The sequence below is a fragment of the Chryseobacterium pennipullorum genome (assembly GCF_003384725.1).
Lineage (GTDB): Bacteria > Bacteroidota > Bacteroidia > Flavobacteriales > Weeksellaceae > Chryseobacterium > Chryseobacterium pennipullorum.
Genome location: NZ_QNVV01000020.1, coordinates 73,810 through 96,444, shown reverse-complemented (window position 1 = coordinate 96,444; position 22,635 = coordinate 73,810). Strand labels below are relative to the sequence as shown.

Below are 22,635 nucleotides of genomic sequence, written 5' to 3'. Positions count from 1 at the left end.
ATTTCAAGGCGTTCCCATTAATTTAATGATGACCTGAATTCCAGTGGAGAAAGAGAAGTTCGGCTTTTGAAAAGGCGGTGAAATGATTGCGGATGTTCAAATCCGAGCTGATAGGCGATCTCTGAAACTGACATTGAGGTTGTAGAAAGTAATTCCTTTGCTTTTTCGATCAATCGGTTCTGGATATGCTGCTGTGTGGTTTGTCCTGTCTGCACCCTAAGCATATCGCTCAGGTAATTTGCGCTCAGGTGAAGCTGCTCAGCAATGGAATGAACAGTGGGTATTCCACTGATGGTCAATTGATCATTTTTGAAATAATCATCCAATAATAGCTCCAATTTGGAAAGAAGGTCGCTATTCACTTTCTTTCGGGTCAAAAACTGGCGGTTATAATACCGGTCACAGTATTTTAACAGAAGATCAAGGTTAGAGACAAGCAGATCTTGTGTAAGGAATCCATGTTGATATCAATTTCCTGTTCAACATTCGCTATGATCTCAAAGATTGTTTTCTCTTCCTTTTCAGAAAGATGCAAAGCTTCATTGGCTGTATAGGAAAAATAACCGTATTCCTTAATATCAGTTGCCAGTCTGTAACCATGCAGGAAATCCGGGTGTACTACGAGAACAAACCCTCTTACTTTATCAAGCAATATATCATCAAACTGGAGGACCTGATGCGGGGCAATAAAATACATAATCCCCTCATCAAAATCATAATATTGCTGGCCATACCTGCATTTTCCGCCTGCACAGTCTTTTTTTAGTGCAATGACATAAAATTCAGTGATTACGGCACTCAGTAAAGTCTCCGGTTCCAGTTTGACATCATCAAAATTAAACACACTGATCAGGGGGTTCGAAGGTCTTTTTAATCCTAAGAATTGATGAAGGGTGTTTATAGATGTTACTTTTACCGGAGTTTTCATATGCTGGTTTTCAGATTTATACATGACTAATTTACTTATTTATTTTTTTGCTGAAAGCTGTTCATCTTTAATAATTTTGATTCCCTGCTTATAGGATATGACCTGAAAATCCGGAAATTTCTTTCTGAATTTTGAATCGTCAAATAGATTGTCATGCTGATACCTTGGAAGGAGCTCCAATAATTCCTTTACACTTTTGTTGAAAAATGAACCTATTTTGAACATCAATTTGGGAACCACAGTATATTTCAGTTCCCTGCCATAAATAGCTGAAGCCATTCGGATAAATTCTTTATAGGTAGGATGGCTTTTGTCTACAGGCAGATGCCAGGTCTGACCGAACGCATCAGGGGTATTTCCGATCAGAGCAGTAGCACGGCTGGCATCAGGCGTCCAGATCAGGCTTCTTTTCTTCTTTGCGCTCAAAGGCACTTTCAGTTTTTTATCTTCTTTGATATTGTTAAAGATCAAAGTATTGGTAATACTCTGTGTTTTGCCCGGACCATAAAATTCAGGGGCACGACAGATCACTGCTTCAAGTTCCCCGGACTCCATTTCCTTTAACACCATTTCTGCCATCTTCCTTCTGACTCTTCCTTTTCTTCCCACAGGTACGAAAGCCGTTTCTTCTGTCAGTACACGGTCATCCTGCGCATACATATAGGTGTTATCAAAGAAGACGAGTTTTGTACCATTAACCTTACAGGCATCAATTACGTTACGAAGGATCAGAGGGAACTGTTTTTCCCAGAGATCCGAACTGATCGGAAGACCTAATGTGAAATAGGCAATTTCACTGCCTTTTACCGCTGCGATCGCCTTTTCACGAATGGAGAGGTCAGCAGAAAACACCTCGTCCATGTCATTTACCTTTTTCGCATCCCTGCTGACGATGCGGATATCAGATGTAAAATTTCTTTTAAGTTCTCTTGCGAGCTCTTCGCCGATCTGACCGTTAGCTCCTAATATCGTTTGCATATCTTTTGCTGTTTAAATTATCATACAAAGTTCCGTAATCAACCTAAAAGCAGCGTATCTGAATCCATGAAAATTGTAACATAATCTCTGTTACATCACTTTTTTAGCCAGTGCATTTTTTTATCCGTATAAGGGGGATATTTCCAGCTTTATTAATGAAAATTTTTATTTTGTTTTTTAAGTCTTCTGGTGAACTATGACCAATACATGAGTAGAAATTATTTAATGGCGATGGTATTAGAATTCCATTCTTATATATACACAATTTTCCGTCATAATTTACACAGTTAGTGAGATACTACCGAATTAATATAAAAAATTGTTTTAATACATTTGTTTTTATAAGATTTCATGGTTTTTGATTAGTTGACTACACCTGCAAATTTAATAACTTGATAACATAATCAAGCAATTAACATTTTTTAACAATTAATTAAGATTTAATGTGAATTTATATTAAAATAAAGTAATTTACATTTCGGTATTCGACATATTAAATGTAATATATTCAAAACGTGTTGTAATAAGATTCTTGGCTTATTGTTGCCTTAAATCCAAATTCATCAACTTTTTTAGAATCTTCATGTCGTTGGTAACATGCGTGCAGGTTTATTAACCAATAAATCTGAATCTGCAGTATATAATCATATGATCAACAGGTATCAATGGGAATGTGGATTAATGTTACAAAGTCCAGTATGAAGCCTCTACTGGATCCCGGAACCTCCTAGTCTAGTCTGTAATTGCCTGGTTCATGGATTTAGAACCTTGGTAACCTGCATCTTTATTTCTTTGTCTTTTAATAGTGACTTCTTGCCAGACCTAATGTTAGAGATAAAAAAAACTGCGAATTCCTCTCGAACTCTGCAGTTTTATAACTTTACACTTTGAAACAATGTTAAAATATTTTACAACTAAGCTGTAAGATTAAGTTGTGGTTATTACACCTTACATGAAAATCTTTTTCCATTTCGTTATCGTATTTTTACTTAGCTTATAATGATTAGCAAGTTGGGTATTATTTAATTTGTTCTTTTTCTGATAATCCAGTATTTGCAGGATGTCGGATCTATTGTACGAACGAAACTTCTGGTTCATTTTTACTGATTCTTCTTCTATTTGTCCAAAAATTTTTCGGTTGATATTAAGAATATCTATAGCAGACAAATTCCCTCTCTTCAGCAATGGTAGACATTCTTTCAATTTTTCAGGAAATTTCTGATATAAAATGTCCTTATAAATAGCTTCATAATCAGGATCACTATTTGAATATCTTTTCATTTTCATAGATATACTTATTGAAGGTTACTTCAAGGATGGTTAATTTTCAACAATTTTATTCAGTTCTAACTTTTGAAATTGGTTCAGCTCTCATCATAATCTTTTGTCAAAACATATCACATTTTACTTTTAACAAAATCCTCAAATCATATCACTTGAACAGTTCATTTTACATTCTTCTTACATATTACTTATGAATTATTACTAGATATTCTTTAAACTTTATATTTAGCAAGCCATTTAGATAAAGTTGTTTTTGGTATTCTATATTTCATTATGACCTGGTCTTTAGTCATCTTTTCTGAAACAATTTGCTCCAATATAAAATCAATAATTTCTTTTGTATACAAACTTTTGCGGAATTTCGGAAGTGAATATTTTTTATCAATTTCTTTTTTTTCCTGTATCAATGCTGGTGCATATAAGATCAAATGCTGGGAATATAATCGAAAAAAATCATATCTCAAAAGTTTACTCCATCGCAATAAAATATTCGTAGATAAGTTTTCGGATTGGTACATTTTTTCGACGTCTTCAATGTTACATTTCAAGAAGTTACAGATGCGGGATGTTTCCATCCCGCTTTCTGTAACTGTTTTTTCGATCAATTGACCGATATGAAATCTCTTTAAATCCATATTACGGATAGTATTTATTTATATTATAATATTGTTTTTTTCTCACCCATTACTTTTGGGAGATTGTTTAATCTATATCGTACTTAAGAAATATCTGGAGCTTGGAGTAAATAAAGGAATACTGCTGCACATTGTGGTGATTGTATGAAGTTTCATTACTATAACCCTTTGTTTTTAATCATTTCCAAAAGCTCCAAACTTTACCGTTATATACCGCTAGCTGCTTTTTCACAGTATCATACACCATCATTCCTGGTGCGGGATTAATAATATTAAGATGGGGACTTGCCACTTTAGGTAAGATCATCGCCTTATCTGTATCGCTTAATACCAAAATGCCATTTGTGGTATTAGTTGCTCCGTTGGTTCCGATGGCGGTCTTTGCTGTAGATTGCTCTGTTTTATCCGCTCCTTGTATAGACAGGTCTGCCGTTCCTATGGTGGCCGCTGTACTATCATCTTCACTAAGATTAGCCCAAATCCCAGAATCTTTCAAATATTTCACTTTGTGGTCTGTAGTATCATAAATAATGCTTCCTTCAGCAGTAATACCAGTTTTATCGGATATATAAGGAAGAATAAGCCCTCTGTTTTCTGTAGAGGCAAATTCTAGAGAAACTGAAGAATTGCTTACGTTCGGCTTCCCAATGGCAATTTGTGATTTTGCTGTAATTGCCGTCAACATTAGCAGGGATGTTATAATGATTGTTTTATTCATTTTTTGTTATTTTTTAATGTTAATCGTTAATTGAGCGAAGCGCAGTGCAGTCGAAATATCTTTTATATAGAAAAGGTTCTTTAGCTCCGCCGCGCTCCACTCATAATAACAAGAAAAATCTAATCTGGACAGGTTTGTGTAGAGATACAATGCCAAGCCATGGATGTATTACCATCTTGTAAGGTATACATCTTCATGCATTTATTCGTAGTATCATATACCATCATACCTTCTACAAAGTTGGAAGCCGGAATTCCGATTGGGTTTCCTAATGCATCAAATGCTACTCTGTTTGGTACAAAACCTTTGGTTTTAGCTTCCAGTGCTAACCATCCACCTTTACGGGTCATAGGCCAATTGTCAATGTCTGTAACTCCAGCTCTGTTAAGAGACGTAATTCCAACTTTGGTATCCAATGAAGTACCAATAGTAATTCCTGGTTTGTAGCAAACTGTCACGGCTGGTGCAGCCATACAAACATCTAAAATCCCAGTATTATACGTATACTTCTGGAAAGAAGGAATACCTGTAGTACCATTCCCTATTGTTCCGTAACTGCTACGACCTACAAAACCGAAATAAGGAGTACCGTTTTTATAGTTGATTGCAAATTTCCCACCTGTTTCTATCGCAATGATTTCATTATTTATGCCCATTCCGTCTACATTGGTCATATTACCGGGCATATAGACAGGTCCATAGCCTGTACCTGTCGCATTAGATTGACCCAACTTATATTCGTGGTTAGATCCCCAGCCCCATAGTTTTTTGTCGTTGGTCAATACATTTATTGATGGGAATGAATCACTAAAAGCAGAATGTTCACCTGGTGAAATCCATACGATATTACCACCCAATGAATGACCACCTGAATTAGCTGTTACTTCTTTCCATATGTTGCTATTGGTTGAAGTGCCATCACCTAATTGATATGATCCGTTATCTCCCATACCAAAGAGCTTTCCATTAGTTGCCAAAAGGTAATAAGTACTGCGCCCTGCAATCCCAATCATTTTCGGGATTACACCATTTGGAACAACCACTTCTGTTGCGAAGGCTCTATTTGTTCCGTTGGTTGCATTATCAGTTCCATCACCGATATAAGTAGAAAGCCCCCATGTATAAAGCCTACCTTCAGAGGTCAAAGCAAATTTAGCATAACCTGAACCACGTACTGCTACGACATTCTCTAGAGTTTCTGTTGCAGATGTTTTCACACGGTGCCAGATTCTAGTATTAGCTGTGGTTGCTGGCATACCGTCTCCATAATACTCAGAGACTATACCACTTGTCAATACCCAAGCTGCACCAGAACAGGTTACGATGACTAATCCTGTATTATTACCAAACATCATTTTCACATTTGTTGGTGAAACTCCCGGAGGTAGGCCATCTGCTTTGCCATTAACAGTTATTTTACTAAAGGCAGGTGTACCTGTATTTGTATCTTTAAAAGTGTTACTGATAAGATAGCCACCCGAACCCCATGTATAAAGCCCATCAGTAGTTAATAAAACTGAATTGGTAATGGCATGATTACTAGTATGTGTCACTTTTAGCAGCGTACCGGTATAGGTAAAGCCATTTGCTGGTGTAATAGCTGTTGGAACTAAAAGATCTAATGCTACATTTGAGTTAGACGGATCAGTCTTTGGAGATGATGCAAATCCCCACATCTTAAATGTATCATCTTTTTCTTTTACCATAATCGCAATGTCACTTGCAATTTGGTTATCGTACTCTATTGTATTAGGATCTACTGCATTAAGGTAAGTGTTATCATTACAACCTGTTGTACAAGACACCTCATCCACTACCGCATATGTAACATATCTGTTTGCATTTTCTGAGTCAAAATTATGATTGTGTACCCATTTTCCGGTAGTAGCATCGTAGGTTCCGTTAACGTACAATACATTAGTGGTAAACGCTGCGTCGTCTGCGATGATCATTTTTACATGATCTCCACCTTCAAAACCTGCCCCGTAAGAAGAAAGGTCTGCCCCGAAGTATATTGTACCGCTCGTATTGGTACGCTGTGCCAGCCATATTCTTGGGATACGAGAAGCACCTGTAAAGCCATTTATAGTAATGCTACTTAATCCGGTTGTTGTAATATTGTTATCTCCCAATAAGAAATATGTTTTGTCATTAGTAAAACTTGTACGTGCAGCAGTATTGTTCGGGGTTACAAAATCATTGATGGTTGCCACAGTAAGTATCGTTCCTGCATTTACAGATGTAGAAACTTTTTGCTCAAAAAGTCCGATGTCTTCCCTTGCCACACCGAAGATATTGTTGTTATAAGTGGTATTGGTACCACCGTTCCATACAATAGCAGCATCTGCATCCAGATAGTGGCTTGTATTTACCTGCCCTAGGGTGATACCATACTTGATGGCAAGATAAGTATCTACTCTTCGGCGTTCGGTTGCAGTTAAATTGCCGGCACCGTAGATGATCGTCTCCGCTATATTACCAGTAAAGCCACCATTATCGCTTCCGTTACCTGAAAAACGGGTATCACCGAAGGCATGTCCCCCATTCATCAATCCTCTAGCGGTATGGGTACCATTACTACCATTAGCAGCACCGTTCAGACCTTTTGAGATTGTCAGATCGGTAAATCTGTGATACATGATACTAGGTATCGTGGTAGAGCGGCTGATACTTCCTGGATTTGCCAAATATCTGGCGCCGTAAGCATTATTTACCCTTTCGATATAATTGGGATATCCCTGATCAGTCATTAATCCAATACCATCCCACCTCTCAATAGCACCCGAAGGCAAATTATTGTCAACTAGGGAACTGAAAAGCCTGTTGTTGGCTCCGTTTCCAAGGATATTTTCTTTTGTCAACGTGAAAATATCAAATTCCAATGAGGACACAGTCTGTACATTGGTATTCCCCAATGTCTGGGTTACTGCAGTAAAATTAATTCCAGGGTTATAGTTGAAATAAGAAGATGTACCTAGCGTATACTTTGGTAACGCATTGGTTCCCAACTGCGAAACTGTAGTTCCGTTCCATACATCCGTCCATCCTGTCACGTCCGTTGCAGCTCCTGTATTTGTAGCATTTTTATCAGCTCTGTACCAATAAGACAGGCCGTTGACAACTCCTCCCGGTGCATTTCCAAAACCAGCAAAGGTGAAGTATTGCCCGTTTCCTAGGGTCACATTCGCGGTGTTATATACTGTACCATTTACAGTAATTTCCGTAGTCATTGGCGTAAAGATATCGGTGCCGTCAAAAGCAGCATCCGGAGACTGTACAAGGTAAAGGTTCTTCACACCTTTTGGCCATGCCACTATTACTGTTCCTACACTTCCTGAGTTCTGTACTTTCCAAATAGATTCAAAACGGTAATTGGTTGCTCCGTTAGTACCTGCAGTATAAACCAATGGCGTAATAAGACTCTGCTTCAAGCCGTTATCTCCTGTCATCAAGAATTGTAGATCATTAACCAAACCTGTGCTGTTAGCAGCATTACTGTCAGCAAATCCCGTTGTAGAAATTACAAGCTTCTGTCCGACGTTTACACTACCAGACTGTTTCTGATGTAGTAAAGTAATATTATCTCTTGCAACACCAAAAATATTGTTATTGTATCCGTTATTCGTAGCCCTGTCCCATACCACATTACTATTGGTAGCAAGATAGTTTTCGTTTAAAGTCGTACCGTTTTTTACAGCAAGATATGAGTTCACCCTTGATTGCTCGTTGGTTGTTAACAAACGATTAAACCAGAGCAGTTCCATAATATCCCCAGGGAAAGCACCAGCAATCGCAGGTGAGCCGGTTGACCACGAGGAATGTCCGATCCTTAAATTATCAGATACAAGCTGGAATGTATTGTTAGCGGCAAAACCCGAAAAATTCTCATAAGTACCATTCAGTCCCAATCTTTTTTCTCCCCCAGAAATCATAGAGGTACCGCCATAGTTTGTATAATTATTTGCTGTTGCAGAGAAAATATTGGAGGTCCCTATCAGGAAAGGTGTAGAAAAATGAGAACTGGTTGTTCCTGCTACACCTCCGGCAGCATTATTCCAATATTCATATTGATTGGGTTGTCCCAAAGCATTAATAGAAATACTTGGATCCGCTGCATTGTTATCATCATCAAGCCCTATAATACGTCCTGCAGCTATTGACGTGGGTCTTACTGCCGAGAACAACGAATAGTTGGATGGTGGATTAGTAACCGCCGAAACATTTATTTTTGAGCTATTATTCTGAAAAACCTTTGCATTCGTGTATCCTGTTGTATATGGATGGAAGTTATGTGCTCTGTCTGCTGGAGACAGCATCACTCCCCCTATATTCGGAATATCATCTGCATTAATAGAATGGTCTTTCCATGCTGTTGCAATAGCACCTGCATCGTCAGATTTAACCCAGAAATCTGCTCCGGATACACCGCCTGCCGCAGCACTTACAACGTTTATCGTCAAATCACTCGTACTGGAACATGCACCTCCTGTTGTCACTGTCCATCTGAATGTATAGGTACCCGGAGTATTAAATCCTGTTACACTGGTGTTGTAAGACGATGGTGCCACAATTACCGGTTCGATAGCAGTAGCAGGTTTCGTCAGCAATGTCCATGTACCCGTCGCTACTCCAGGATTGTTAGCATTGAAAGTTGTTTGGGAAGTTCCTATCAGTGTTTGAGTAGATCCTGCATTAGCTCCTACCTGTGCTGATACAAATACCGAAAATGTACTGTCTAAGGAAGCTCCTGAACAGGCGTATTCTTTATCTAAGAATGCTCCTACACTTGAATTAAAAGTATCTGCTTTTATTCTAAATACATATTCCCCCTGCATATTCAGGTTAGAGATTGTGGTAGTTGCATTGGTAAACAGTGTACTGTTATAAGGTTCAAATACTGGGTCCGCAGCGCCTGCAGGTTTTGAAACCAATGTTAATCTGTAACGGCCGTCAAAATCCTGAAAATAGCTGGTATTTGCTACTCCTTTATATACTGCAGGCAGTGGGATTGTTGCCGTTACAACACCTGACCCGGGGTAACATACTGTAGTAGTAGGTACTGTTACATTCGGCCGGCTGTTATCTGAAATATGGATATAATAACTTTGTGTAGCCGAGCAAGCACCAGCATTGCTTCTGGTTATCGTGAACTTATACGTTCCCACGCGCCAGCCTCCCGATGGTGGTGTTACGGTAGCCGTTCTTGTTGCTGTACCTCCACCTCCGTTTGTTACAACAGGTGCCCCTCCCGGAGGAATAATACCTGCGGAAACTGCAGTTGTATTGATCGTAGCAGGATTATCGGCAGGATCAATAGTATAATAAAATGTAATGGGTGTTGACAAGCCCGCATAACCGCAATGAACTTCCCCGCCTGAATTACCTGTACCATAAACCATCATCTGCACCGGTCTGGAAGCTATAAGAAAATTTACCGGATTAAGCTGTGTACCATTATAAGTATAGGTTAATTCCGGTGTTGTGTAAGTTCCGTTTGCATTAGTAACCGTTAAAGTAAATTTGTAAACACCTATAACATTGACACCAGTAAAATATATATTATTATCATAAATATTCGAATAAGCTATATCCCCCCCCGACGGTTGGCTAGTAACATTCATGGTAACCACTGTACCAAAGTTTCCTGAAGACCCTGGTGAATAGGGATACCCCGTGGAGAACTTCGGAGATGTACTCTGAAGTGCGATGAAATGACTTCCTCCATTGGAAACGCATTTGGAAGTTGATACTGTTGGCAGTATCTGCGGATTCGGAATAAAGCGTACAATAGCCGTATCTTCAAACCAACAGTTCGGATTGATCGTAGAGGTTATTCTCAATGTTACTACATAAGCCGGGTCAATATCGTGGTTTGCTTTGTTAATAAGACTAAACGTTGTTGTTGCTGATGTTGTTGAGCTAAACTGCGAGTTCTGATTTGTTTTTATATTACTCCTCTCCCACCTATAAATATTATAGGCAGTCCATGATGCGGTATATCCGGCAGGTACAACACCATTCAATGTTACAGAACCAGTGGTTGCATTAACATTTGTAATATCCGGACCTGCAGTAAATGCTGACGAATCTCCCGGTACTGTTATGGTCACCTGAGAACTTGCTAAGCCAGACGGGCCACAATCTTGTTCCACTTGAAATACATAATTACCCGGCGATGTCATTCCTGTAACATTCGGTGTTAAGGAATTCACATTACTTATTACGGGATCGGGCGCTCCGGATGGTTTGGAGACTTGCGTCCATATGAGGGTTCCGTTTGTATTGCCAGAACTTCCCTGCAAGGTGTAGGAAGTGCCACATATTGTGACATTTCCCCCCGCATTTACACTACATTGTGCGTAAATGATCATATTACCTAGAAAGAGTAATATGAATAAAAAAAGAAGTTTATTTTTCTTCATTGTATTTATTTGTTGTGTGTGTTAAGTAAGTTTAGATGGTATAGACACAATAAGATCTAAGTGTAAGAGGTTGCTATAGTTTATTGAAGATCACCAAATATCGGTGCAACTTTAAAATTGAAATCAGCAATACTTTTGTCAATAGAAACTCTATCGTGATTAAATCTGCATCAATAACATCATTTCCAATTAGGAATTTACCATAATCTATTTTTATAATACAGTGACATTATAAGAATAGATGATAAAAGAGAATTGTTGAAGAAGATCAATAAACCGGTGGAGGACGCTGAAAATTATGCCCAACATCGAGCACCAGAATTATTATGCATTTATATATGCGAATAAAAATAATTGCAAAAAAATAAAGAATAAGTATAACAATACTGTTAATGACAACAGCATATAATTTGAAGTCATAACGGGTTAGTATAGAAAGCTTTTTAATCCTTAAAGTTCCAGTATTGAAATCTTCCGCACTGCGGGAAGGAATAATTTTAGCTGTATCATCATAAGAAAGGTTTTTCATCTTCCTTATCTTCTTTTCCAATGATTTTGCTTTTAGTGGTTTAGATTTTGGCTTTCTAAAAGTATTCTGAATTTTCCTAGCAGGAACAACTACAACATGACCATGCAATATGGTATCCTCGGAAACTATAAATTTTGCATCACCAGATATAAATATTTTGCCAGAATTATCATCTGAAATTTCAGCTGCTTTTACAACTGATAATAGTGAAAGGATAAAAGATAAAATCAATAGATAATACTTTCTCTCTAGCAGAGAAGAAGATATTATTGTTATTTTTATCATAACCGGTATTTTCAAGCTTTTGGATATTGATTAGTTGTTGGAACATAATTTTCTTATCAATTATCAATCATCACTGATTAATATAATCCTTCAAACATATTTATCTTTAATGCAGATCAGTCAATGACAATAGATCAACTGTATCTAAAACAATGTTCCGGGACATTTGCATTATAAACACAGACAATATTAAGACAAACACAATCACCCGACAAAAGTTACAGTTGGCTATTTCGGAATTATTCCTTCGGGTATTTTCTTATTTTACAAATAAAGCAACATGATTGTCAATAAATTAGGTAAACTAACAATTCAAACGTTTAAAATTAGCCCTCTTTCCTAGCCCAGAAGTCTTTTTCTGAATTTATCTTATAAATTTGCAAATAAACATTTATGGGCATTAAAAATTAACTATTAATAAATTATAAACTCATTTTTAATGAAAAAATCACTCTACCTCTGTATTCTATTTTTTTCTATTTATACAGCCGGTGCTCAAAAAAGGCAATCTGGAACTAAATCTCAGACCGAGGCTATTGACATAAAACTGGAAGAAATCAGATTCAATTCTAAAATTTCTAATACTGAAAAGGAAAAAGCTTTATACGAGTTAAAAGCCGAATCTGAAAAAATAGGATATAAATGGGGTATTTTAAAAAGTGGTCGTCGTATAATAGATATTTATCTAGATAAAAATGACAATAAGGGAATTATTAAGCTTGCCACTGAACTGAAAAAGATTGATGCGGGCCCACAGGCAGTGAGAACGATGGCAAATATTTATCGTTCAAGTGGTTTAGCATTGGGATATCTTGGATTTGATGAAGCCGCTTTAAAAGATTTCAAAACGGCAGCTACGTACGCCAAGAAAATTGATGATCCCGACATTAAAAATTATACATTAGCGCTTATTTATCAGAACACTTCTCTTTATTTTTTCAATAAAAGACTGGAAAATAAGACCTTCAACGATTCTGTGAAAAATTACCATAACAAAAGTATTGAAATGGCAAAACTTCTCAGAAACTATGGTAAGGAGATAACAACTGAGAAAAAATACGATATTATTTCCTTCAATTATGTTCGCTTAGCAATTTCTTATTTAGAGGAGGCTGATAAATTGGAAAATTTAGCAATGGCCGAAAAATACCTAATGGATGCCCTGAATATTGTGAATAACCACAATCTACACAAAGGAGACAATGCGATATTAATCAATCAGTTAAGCTGGCTTTATATAGAGAAGAAAGATTACAAAAAAGCAATAGAATATGCTTTTCAAGCTTTAAATACTGAAAAAAAATTCCCAGATCCGAACAATAAAGTTGAATCTTTTGAGTTTCTCGCCACTGCCTATTCTGAACTGGGTGATACAAAGAATTCAAAGCTATATATGAACAAATATTCTAATCTTAAAGATAGCATCAGGATTGCTGAAAAAAATAGTGCTGATCAATCCTTTAATATTCTGGTTTCAGATTCGAAAAAAGCAGATGAAAAAAAAGTTTATATTATCATTATGAGTATCTCAGTAATCTCAATTATACTGGTAATAACTGTAATCGTTTATGGGAGATATAAGAATAAGATTCTTCATAAGAAATACGAAGAAATAATTTTTAAAATAAACAGCAGAAAGGAAAATTACTCTTTAAAGTCTTCCCAAATCACTAGAAACAATGGAACCAAAAGTTCTATAAGCATACCGGATGATACTGTCAAATCACTGCTTGAGAAACTTGAAAAGTTTGAAGAATCTGAAAAATATTTGAGAAAAGAAGTTAGCCTTCCTTGGCTTGCACATAATCTCAACACTAATACAAAATACCTTTCTGAAATAATCAAGAATGAAAAAGGCAAAAATTTTTCAAATTACATCAATGGATTACGAATCAATTTTATTGTAGATAAACTCTACAATACCCCACATTACAGAGAATACAAAATAAGTACCCTTGTAGATGAAAGCGGATTTGCTACATACAAAGTGTTCGTATCAGCCTTTAAAAACGAACATGGTGTTACACCATCCTTTTTCATTGAGAAACTAAAAGCCTCTGCCAGCTAAAAAATTTTATTTGTGCTATAACAATGGATTCGCTATAACCTAAGATAAGGTTTTCTTAGCCATAGAAGATACCGGAAATAAAGAGTGGGTACCTCAAAACTCGCTAAACTATTATCTCGAATGCATCAAAATTTGGTTTAAAAATTTTTACAAAGTATACATTGAAAAGCAACAAAATAGGGGTATTCCATGTTTTCGTAATTTGATAATTATTCATATAGAAATGCTAGTTTTAAAAATAATATACAAGATACACGGAAATATATACAATACATTCTAACAAATATTTCGTCATTTTGGCCTTTTTGCTTTTTGAAGTTAGGATGGGAAATTTTACGTACTGTTGAAAAAGTGAATTATTCACTTTTAAGTTATAATTGGTTTGTTTTCAAAATATTAGTATCTTTGTTATAGTTATTAATAGTTGGAAAAAATTAGAACCCTATTTACCCCTCGTGGTGAATTAATCTACTGACAGTCAGGATTATTCATTTTTTGTATCGGAAAGTAGATTCTCCCCACTATAAAACTCTAATAATTATTAAAAGGCCTCCAAAGCCTGGTCATAAAAACCAGTGCAGCTGCGGTAGTTTTGTTATTATTAGCCCGTCGTTCATCATTCAACAGGAACATTTGGAATAGTATAAGTCCCTTAAAAAGCATCTCCTTTTCGATGACAGTCAGATTGGTTCAAGTGATTGGTAGAGATTCATATTAAAGAGTTCCCTTAGAAAAGTAAGGCTCCAGCTTTTCAAACAGATCCCCGGCACGGTTACAATTGGTCAGAAAAACAAATCCGGATTTTTGGTCTTTGTACATGATAAAGTAGGCTGTGAAATCTCCGTTATCCCCGCTATGCATATAGCGCATTCCGTAATCTGTCTTTTTCATTCCTATTCCTAATCCCCAATCATCTATATCGTCCCAGTCCGGTACTTTAGCCTGTGCTTTAAACATTTCGGCAGCACTTTTTTTCGATAGCCCTTTTTCATTCATTAATCCGATCAAAAACCTGGCATAGTCCACCGCATTGATTCTAAGAGTACCGGCAGCACCAAACTCTTCAAACTTTTTCACAGGCTGTTTTGTATTGACACCCTCTTTTTGCTTGTACCCTGTTGCCCTATGTTTTTGGATATAATCATTCCACCAGTAATAGGCATGCTTCATTGTAAGCGGCTTACAGACCTGGTCATAAAAAACAGAATCCAATTCATGTGGTGTTTTGTTCAGAAGATGGGCAACAACATTGACCAGATACTGATAGGCTTCTCCCGAATAAGAAAATCCTGTGCCCGGTGTAAATTTCAGATAAAGATCTCCTTTTTTTATATGCAGCGTAGGATCAGCGAGGTCCCACTCTCTCCAATTAGGCATACCTGCTGTATGAGACAATACCATTCTTGCTGTGATCAGTTTATATCTTTCATCATAGGCAAGATCATTATTTTTTAAATATTGAAACAAGGGGGTATCTAAGTTCAGTATCCCTTTATCAACCAGTTTTAAGACAAAATAAGCAAAGACAGTTTTACTCATCGAAGCTGCTTCGAATATGGTATTCGATTTTACTTTTGCCTGTGTTTCAATATCAGAAAACCCAAATTCATCAGCATACACAATTTTCCCCTCATTAATAAAAGCGATCGAAAGTCCCGGCAATTTTAAGGAATCCAGCTGATGCTGAAGAAACCTGTCCATGGATTCTTTACTGATCGGCTTACCACTTAAGGACATGATCTGTGCATTGCTATTTGAAAAAACAAGCAAACAGAGGAGTATCAATGATAATGTATATTTCATAATTACAGAATTTCTGAACCTGATCACTGGGTGTAATAAATAGTTATAAATATAGGAATATAATCGATAAGTTATCCCTATTATCATTGATTCATGGAACAATAATTCATTAGGTATCAAATCATTATCAATAATAGAAAGACTCGGGATTACAATATCCGGGATAACTTTTTTAAAGCTTCATCGCCACCTATCCATGAATATCCTTACTCAATAAAAATGCTTCAAGTTTGACCACAACAGAGGTTTAAGATATACACGTAAAAAAGACGGTATCCGACCCATAAAACTTGCTCAAAATTGTGTCTAAGTCCCCTAAAAACCTTATATTTGGGTATATCTTTCCTGGCATTCTATCAGGATTTACTTCATCAATGATGTAAGGGCACCGGCGGCTTTTCAATGATCTGTCTTGTCCCCCAAAATTAAAATAAATGCAACAGATTACACACGAAAAGCGGGTCCCGGAACCTTCTTTTTCAGAAGCCGTAAAATTTTGGTTTATCCTGGGATGGATCAGCTTTGGAGGAACAACCGGTCATATTACCATTATGCATGCCTTTTTAGTAGATAAAAAAAAATGGATCAGCACTACTAAATTCTATCACGCACTCAATGCCTGCATGGTTTTGCCAGGCCCTGAAGCCCATCAACTGGCCATTTATATCGGTTGGAAACTCCATGGTATAAAGGGTGGTATAATTGCTGGTTTATTCTTTATTCTCCCCTCTATGTGCATTTTGCTGGGACTGAGTTTGACGTATGCCCTCTATGGAAATACCCCCCTGCTCACTTCGGTATTTAACGGATTAAAGCCAGCGGTTTTGGCGATTATACTGTTTGCCACCTGGAAGGTAGGCCAAAAATCTCTGTTGACGCCCGTTCATTTTTTCGTGGCAGCAATGGCTTTTGCATTATCCTACTTCGCTCAAATTTCAATGCCTTATATCCTGTTCGGAATTATTATCTTCGGAATTGCCGTCAATCTTATTTTCCCCAAGTTACTGATTCCCAAGGCACGTAAAAGAGAAGCTGAGAATCATATTCCTGAAGATCTGTACTTTGTGAATTCCAACCAAAGCAGCCCTAAGATTTCTGCAAAGAAAATGGCCAGACAGCTACTGGTTTTTCTAACGTTGTGGGGAGTCCCTTTTTTAATGGTTTCCTACTTTCTGATGGACCCTGCATTCTGGCAAGATTCATCTTTACTGTTTACCAAAGCTGCTTTTTTAACAATTGGAGGATCCTACACCGTTATACCCTATGTCGCCAACCTTGTCACTCATAAACTGATGTGGCTCAATAAAGCCCAGATGATCGATGGCTTTGCCTTAGCCGAGACGACACCCGGACCGTTGGTTATTGTATTATCATACGTCGGATTCATGGCGGGTTACAACCATTTCGGGGGCTCTTTGATCATGGGCTCCGTGGGATTGCTTATCGCTTCTTATTTTACCTTCTTACCCAATTTTATTCTTATTTTCATGGGGGCTCCATTGATCGAGAAAACACAGGATCATAAAATAATCCAAAGTGTATTATCATTAATAACCGCAGCGGTAGTCGGAGTGATTATCAATCTTGCATTTTATTTGGGTGAGGAGATTTTATTCAATAGTCAGGCGGTCGCTGCAAGCAATATCAACTGGATTTCAGTGGTCTGGATCATTATTTCGGTGGTCTTGCTTTACAGGTATAAACTTAACATGATTTACCTGATACTGATCAGTCTGGGATTCGGCGTACTGAAATACTTATTCAATTTCGCTTAGAAAATAATACAACGGCCAGCAGTGATAATGATCAGCAAATCAAAAGCAGCCGGTATTCTCCATCATTTTCAACAGGAGCTCTATGAACACTGGCAGAGACTTGCTGCTCCGGATGATCTACTGCTAATCGCCACAAATGTCCTACGCCCAAGTTAATCGGCTGAGCATCTGCTTTGGGCTGATAATGCAGATCAAAATAATATTCTTTCAGAAAGGCTTCGAATTCGTCTTCCGGTCCACCGTGCAATACTTTGAGTTTCTCCCGGATCTCAGGAATAAGAATTTTCTGCATGGCCTGATCATTTGGCAGGATATCACTTGCTGTTCCGTGGTAGGTACAGAGGAATGTATCTGTTGGAACGGGCGAACGATCAACATGATAAGAATATACATCTGTCGAAATGAAATCAAGCTCTTCATCCCGTTCATAGCTTTTGAGCAGATTAAGAGACGGTGACGCCCCGAAATCAGCTAGCAGCTGTATATCCTCCAAGATCACTTTCCTGGCAGCATCGCCTTCATCTGATAGCTGAAGCGCCAAAAGATCTTCAATAGAAACCTCGGTCACATTATCTTTAAGCTGCAGCCGGGATACGATTTCTTTAAAGTTCCCCCTTAGCTTTCTTTCCCAGCAAGCGGCATTCGTCTCGTCCTGAAAGCGGATATTGATTAGCTCTGAAAAAGAAGAAACCTTTGCAACCTGATTACAACCAGAAAATGTGTCGTTCATAAATAAGAATAACCAGCTAAGTGATCTGATCGTCCGCAAAAATACGGAATAGTCAGAAAGATCCTATCAGTCAGCTTCTTTTTTATGTAAGAAACCGGGGGAATATTTCACTGGATATTGTGTTCTGTATCGATACTTCAATACAGGTATGTACATGCGATATAGAAATCGTTCAAATCCACACTCCAATAGCACGAAATGTACCACATTATCGCAAATAAGGCGATTTATGACGTGAATCATAAAGGAGCGGTTAAGATCTCTATACCTTTGAATCACACCCATCACAAATTTATTATTATGAAATCATTATTTTTATTACCCCTATTCAGGGACAACCTTGTCGTCAATTGCATAAAAGACCGGCAATCGGCAGAAGTTGCCCCTACTGACCCATTCAATACCGGAAACAATACAGTTTGTGATACTGCGCAGATCGTGATGACTCTGGCAGATCAGATTCCTTGTACGGGCCGAACAGCGTATGATGCTGATTCCATTAAGGACAGCAAATAATTCTTTTTCTATCCGTTTTGGATAAAACGTTTTCATTAAGGCATGAAAACGGAATTGATACGATCTCTATAAGTAGACCGTATCCATAGATTCTTTTTTAGAATACCTTTTATGTTTTTATAGTGATCAATCACTACTAATAAACCGTAATATTCCGTTACGGCAGGATCATCATTACTCAATGAGACAAAATATCTCCTATCGATGAACACTGCCAAACAACCATAAGAATAGGGATCAGTTTCACCAAACGAACAGTTAAATAAACCCTTTTGCAGATTTTATACTAGTCACGGATCTGTAAAACCATCACTAAATATTAATTTTAAAAAATTCAGTTATGAACAACAGAAATTCAAACAACCGTAGCTCAAGGAGCAATTCTTCCAATGAAGACAGATCAACCCTTGAAGAAGTGTATCAGCTAGGTTACGACCATGGTTTTAACGATGCATCAGAGGACGAAGATTATGATGATGACTTCTCAGATTATGAGGATTATTACGAAGATTATGACGATGAAAACGATGATGATTATGATGATGACGAAGACTACGATGACGATGACTATGATGATGACGAGGATTATGATGATGACGAAGATGAAGATGACGACGAAGACGACAACAGAGGCCGAAGAGGTTCCGGAGGCGGAAACAGAGGCAGAAATTCCAACAACCAGCAAAGAGACAGCCAGGGCAGATTCACGTCAGGCGGCAGAGGTGGCAGAGGAAATTCTGGCGGTGGCTCAGGTAGAGGCAGAAGCTCAGGTTCAGGTTCAAGATCAGGATCAGGATCAGGTTCCGGAAGCGGAAGCGGAGGAAGAGGCAGATCTTCATCAGGAAACGGAACATCCAGAAGAGGTTTTGCTTCGATGAGTAAAGCTGAACGTACAAGAATTGCCAGAATGGGAGGACAGGCTTCTCATGGAGGAGGAAGATCTTCAGGTTCTAATTCAGGATCAGGAAGATCTGGCTCCAATAGTGGAGGTTCAGGTTCCAGATCCGGCGGTAACAGTGGCGGTTCAGGAAGAGGAAGAGGTTCTAATTCCGGCGGCAGCAGAGGTTCAGGATCTGGAAACGGGACTTCTAGAAGAGGTTTTGCTTCGATGAGCAAATCCGAACGTACAAGAATTGCCAGAATGGGAGGACAGGCTTCTCATGGAGGAGGAAGATCCTCCGGGTCCGGAAGATCCGGATCAAGAGGCGGACGTAATTCATAATTTATAATTACAGATTACCTCTTTTGTAAAAGAAAGAGGTAATCTTTTAATCATTTAACATTATAAAATCATGGCAAAAACAGATACAACCCATACAGGCTCTCCTATTGCTGAAAAGAAGCCTGGCAGCTCTGCCGAAAAGAGCTCATCTCTGAAGAAATTCTTTGTAGATTCTCTTAAGGATATTCATTATGCCGAAGAAGCGATCATCGAGGCCCTGACCAAAATGCAGGAAGCTGCTACAACGGAAGAGCTAAAGGATGCTTTCGAGGACCACCAACTGCAAACTAAAAAGCACGTCAGCCGCCTCCAAAAGGTCTTTGGTCTGATTGGTGAAAAACCCGAAAAGAAAAAATGTGAAGCCATTGAAGGAATCATCAAAGAAGGCGAAGAAATTATAAAGTCTACAAAAGAAGGATCTATGACGCGTGATGCAGCGCTTATCATTGCTGCCCAAAAGGTAGAACATTATGAAATAGCTTCCTACGGCGGATTGGTTCAGCTGGCAATTACTTTGGGACACGACAAAGCTGCAGAACTGCTTGAAAGAACTCTTGAAGAAGAGGAAGATACAGATTATAACCTGACGGAGATTGCCGAGACCCACATCAATCTCGATGCCGAACAGGAGGATTAAAAAAGAAAGCAGCGACTTATTTCAGATGAAAAAACTGTACATCCAGAAACTCAGACTTAACCCACCAAAAATAACAATATGAATAACGAAAACACAGTTTCAGTACTAAACGATTTACTGAACATCACCAACGACAGAATAGAAGGATTTTCCAAAGTAGAGGATAAAGTCTGGGATACCCATACCGGACTGAAAAAAGATTATGATCAGATGGTATCCCAATCCCAGACGATGAAAACCGATCTCATCGGGCTGATCAGGGAACGCGGCGGCGATGTAGACAATACAGCCAGTATGGCAGGCGCCTTGCACCGAGCATGGATTGATGTGAAAAACTCTTTCGCAATGGATAAGGACGAGTCTACCCTGGAAAACGTGGTATTCGGTGAAAACGCCGCTATAAAAGCCTATCAGGATGCCTTAGACAGTGGAGACCTGTGCCCGGAAAGTTCACGGGTGATCTCTGATCATCTTCACCACTTAAAATCTTCTTATGCTAAGTTTGAAAATCTGGAAGAGAGAAAGTGATCTTATACCGTACGAAAAAGAGAGCCCATTGAGCTCTCTTTTTTATAGTCCATTGTAAAAGGTCTATCCGTTAAAGTAAGCAGATCTGTTCTCAAAGACATTCATTCCTGTTATTTTATTGCTGGATATATTGTATATAACTTCCACCGAAAAAAAGGAAACCTCATAGAGCGAGTATTTTAAATTGTCGATGATCTTTTCTTCCACAAAGCGCCCCTGGTTAATCACCATATCATATCTGATATCATCCGGCAGGTTTTGAAAATCGTAATAGGAAATATTCATAGCTGTTAATTTTTTGTTGTTTGTATAGGTATTCACCGGTTTCAGGTCTAATAATAAATCTTTCCATTCTTAATTTTAAGAAAATATTCTTTCTCCAGCTTTTTAACTGTTCTTACTACAGTTTCTACTCTCAAAGCTGTTATAGAAGCGAGCTGTTGCCTGGTTAGCGGAACTTCGTAGGAGAACTCTTCCGGATCTTTACTAAAGCTTTTATGATAATCCAGAACACCCCGGATTCTTACATCAGGCCGCAGGGACGAATTGTTCTCAAGCATAATGTATTTATAATAGAGTCTTTCCGACAAAAATTTATTGATATCATTAGAAACATGGTGATTTTCATCCAGTAATTGCATAAAACTTTTCTTCGAAAGTTTTACAACAACACACTTTTCAAAGGTAACTGCATTAACGGGATATGTTTTGTCTATAAACAGAAGCAATTCGCATACGCTAAGGCCTTTATCTAGAATGGCCAAAATAAGTTCCCTGCCATCCGGATCGTAGTAGTTCAGTTTTATCCGTCCTTCCACAATCTGGTAATAGTATTTCGGATGATCCCCTTCCCTGAAGATGATATGCGACGGATCCAGAATTTCAGTTTCTGCTCCATAGGAATACAAAAGGTCTACAGGAATTAGCATGATGTATAGGTTTGGATTGTTATATTGGCAGAAGGTCATAAAGCGATGAACTCTGTTAAACTAAGGTATGGTATTACAGGCCATACTTCTATGATCCTGATCATAATATAAAGTCCTTTTTTAGCCATCCTTCAGTTGATTCAAATCATATTCTCAGCAGTTTTTATTTCCGAAATTAGGGTAATGATTGATGAGATCAGCTATTCAATTAACAAATACAAGAGCGATTTATGAAAAAGGATTTTTTTGACAGGTTTGCAGATCAGGCTGCCTGTTTTGCGGGAAGCCCGGCGGCTTTTATCGGGGCAGTGGCGCTGGTTATGATCTGGGCTGCTACGGGCCCGTTTTTTAAATTTTCAGAAGTATGGCAGATGGTGATCAATACCGGGACCACTATTGTCACTTTTATTATGGTTTTTCTTATTCAGAAAGCACAGAATAAGGATTCAAAAGCAATCCAGATCAAGCTCAACGAGCTTATTGCAGCTCACGAAAAAGCCAGCAACCGCATCGTAGATATAGAAGACCTCACAGAAGATGAGCTTGATGAGCTGCATAAACTATACGAAAAGACCGGAAAGCTGAATGAGAAAAAAAAGGATCACTCTCAAAAACCGGTAGGAAAATAGAGTTTCGCCATCCATCCCT

17 protein-coding genes and 1 pseudogene are annotated in these 22,635 nt (G+C 38.0%); 7 read left to right on the top strand and 11 right to left on the bottom strand.

Annotated features, from left to right (window positions below; genetic code table 11):
* Positions 1–17: 17 nt before the first annotated feature.
* The 7 genes and pseudogenes from DRF67_RS18105 to DRF67_RS18075 all read right to left on the bottom strand — a co-directional run bounded on the left by DRF67_RS18105 (position 18) and on the right by DRF67_RS18075 (position 11,779).
* Positions 18–928 (bottom strand): annotated as a pseudogene (locus DRF67_RS18105) (helix-turn-helix domain-containing protein).
* 39 nt (positions 929–967) lie between these two features.
* Complete coding sequence (locus tag DRF67_RS18100) at positions 968–1,906, bottom strand: NAD-dependent epimerase/dehydratase family protein (RefSeq protein ID WP_115929708.1); 939 nt, start codon at positions 1,904–1,906, stop codon at positions 968–970.
* A 948-nt stretch (positions 1,907–2,854) separates the two neighbouring features.
* Positions 2,855–3,193: a helix-turn-helix domain-containing protein gene (locus tag DRF67_RS18095; RefSeq protein ID WP_228435846.1), complete on the bottom strand. Its 339-nt coding sequence runs from the start codon at positions 3,191–3,193 to the stop codon at positions 2,855–2,857.
* Between the two features lie 209 nt (positions 3,194–3,402).
* Positions 3,403–3,825, bottom strand: coding sequence for a transposase (locus DRF67_RS18090; RefSeq protein WP_115929707.1), 423 nt, complete (start codon positions 3,823–3,825; stop codon positions 3,403–3,405).
* Positions 3,826–4,003: 178 nt separating this feature from the next.
* Positions 4,004–4,543 (bottom strand): hypothetical protein, encoded by a 540-nt coding sequence (locus tag DRF67_RS18085; protein ID WP_115929706.1) that lies wholly within the window; start codon positions 4,541–4,543, stop codon positions 4,004–4,006.
* 119 nt (positions 4,544–4,662) lie between these two features.
* Positions 4,663–10,965: an RCC1 domain-containing protein gene (locus DRF67_RS18080; protein ID WP_123912777.1), complete on the bottom strand. Its 6,303-nt coding sequence runs from the start codon at positions 10,963–10,965 to the stop codon at positions 4,663–4,665.
* A gap of 268 nt (positions 10,966–11,233) precedes the next feature.
* Positions 11,234–11,779: a hypothetical protein gene (locus tag DRF67_RS18075; protein WP_115929704.1), complete on the bottom strand. Its 546-nt coding sequence runs from the start codon at positions 11,777–11,779 to the stop codon at positions 11,234–11,236.
* A 439-nt stretch (positions 11,780–12,218) separates the two neighbouring features.
* On the opposite strand from DRF67_RS18075, the gene DRF67_RS18070 reads away from it, so the two are divergent.
* Entirely contained in the window at positions 12,219–13,847 is a 1,629-nt protein-coding gene (locus tag DRF67_RS18070) for a helix-turn-helix domain-containing protein (protein WP_115929703.1), read from the top strand.
* A gap of 714 nt (positions 13,848–14,561) precedes the next feature.
* Here DRF67_RS18070 and DRF67_RS18065 read toward each other — a convergent pair.
* Positions 14,562–15,650: a serine hydrolase domain-containing protein gene (locus tag DRF67_RS18065; protein WP_165851830.1), complete on the bottom strand. Its 1,089-nt coding sequence runs from the start codon at positions 15,648–15,650 to the stop codon at positions 14,562–14,564.
* Positions 15,651–16,084: 434 nt separating this feature from the next.
* On the opposite strand from DRF67_RS18065, the gene chrA reads away from it, so the two are divergent.
* Complete coding sequence (gene chrA / locus DRF67_RS18060) at positions 16,085–17,425, top strand: chromate efflux transporter (RefSeq protein ID WP_115929701.1); 1,341 nt, start codon at positions 16,085–16,087, stop codon at positions 17,423–17,425.
* 31 nt (positions 17,426–17,456) lie between these two features.
* On the opposite strand, the gene DRF67_RS18055 is transcribed toward chrA, so the two are convergent.
* Complete coding sequence (locus DRF67_RS18055; RefSeq protein ID WP_115929700.1) at positions 17,457–18,155, bottom strand: DUF1826 domain-containing protein; 699 nt, start codon at positions 18,153–18,155, stop codon at positions 17,457–17,459.
* Positions 18,156–18,455: 300 nt separating this feature from the next.
* Between DRF67_RS18055 and DRF67_RS18050 the strand changes: the two genes are divergently transcribed.
* The 4 genes from DRF67_RS18050 to DRF67_RS18035 all read left to right on the top strand — a co-directional run bounded on the left by DRF67_RS18050 (position 18,456) and on the right by DRF67_RS18035 (position 21,058).
* Positions 18,456–18,671, top strand: a complete 216-nt coding sequence (locus DRF67_RS18050) for a hypothetical protein (protein WP_115929699.1) — start codon at positions 18,456–18,458, stop codon at positions 18,669–18,671.
* Positions 18,672–19,011: 340 nt separating this feature from the next.
* Positions 19,012–19,893, top strand: a complete 882-nt coding sequence (locus tag DRF67_RS18045; RefSeq protein ID WP_115929698.1) for a KGG domain-containing protein — start codon at positions 19,012–19,014, stop codon at positions 19,891–19,893.
* Between the two features lie 70 nt (positions 19,894–19,963).
* Positions 19,964–20,530 (top strand): YciE/YciF ferroxidase family protein, encoded by a 567-nt coding sequence (locus DRF67_RS18040; protein WP_115929697.1) that lies wholly within the window; start codon positions 19,964–19,966, stop codon positions 20,528–20,530.
* A gap of 78 nt (positions 20,531–20,608) precedes the next feature.
* Positions 20,609–21,058, top strand: coding sequence for a PA2169 family four-helix-bundle protein (locus tag DRF67_RS18035; RefSeq protein ID WP_115929696.1), 450 nt, complete (start codon positions 20,609–20,611; stop codon positions 21,056–21,058).
* Positions 21,059–21,121: 63 nt separating this feature from the next.
* Here the strand turns inward: DRF67_RS18035 and DRF67_RS18030 are convergent, their stop codons facing one another.
* Together DRF67_RS18030 and DRF67_RS18025 are read right to left on the bottom strand one after the other, a co-directional pair.
* Positions 21,122–21,343, bottom strand: coding sequence for a hypothetical protein (locus DRF67_RS18030; protein WP_123912776.1), 222 nt, complete (start codon positions 21,341–21,343; stop codon positions 21,122–21,124).
* Between the two features lie 47 nt (positions 21,344–21,390).
* A complete protein-coding gene (locus DRF67_RS18025) occupies positions 21,391–21,987 on the bottom strand; it encodes a Crp/Fnr family transcriptional regulator (protein WP_228435845.1) in 597 nt (198 codons plus the stop codon).
* A gap of 230 nt (positions 21,988–22,217) precedes the next feature.
* On the opposite strand from DRF67_RS18025, the gene DRF67_RS18020 reads away from it, so the two are divergent.
* Positions 22,218–22,616, top strand: coding sequence for a low affinity iron permease family protein (locus DRF67_RS18020; RefSeq protein ID WP_115929693.1), 399 nt, complete (start codon positions 22,218–22,220; stop codon positions 22,614–22,616).
* Positions 22,617–22,635: the final 19 nt, after the last annotated feature.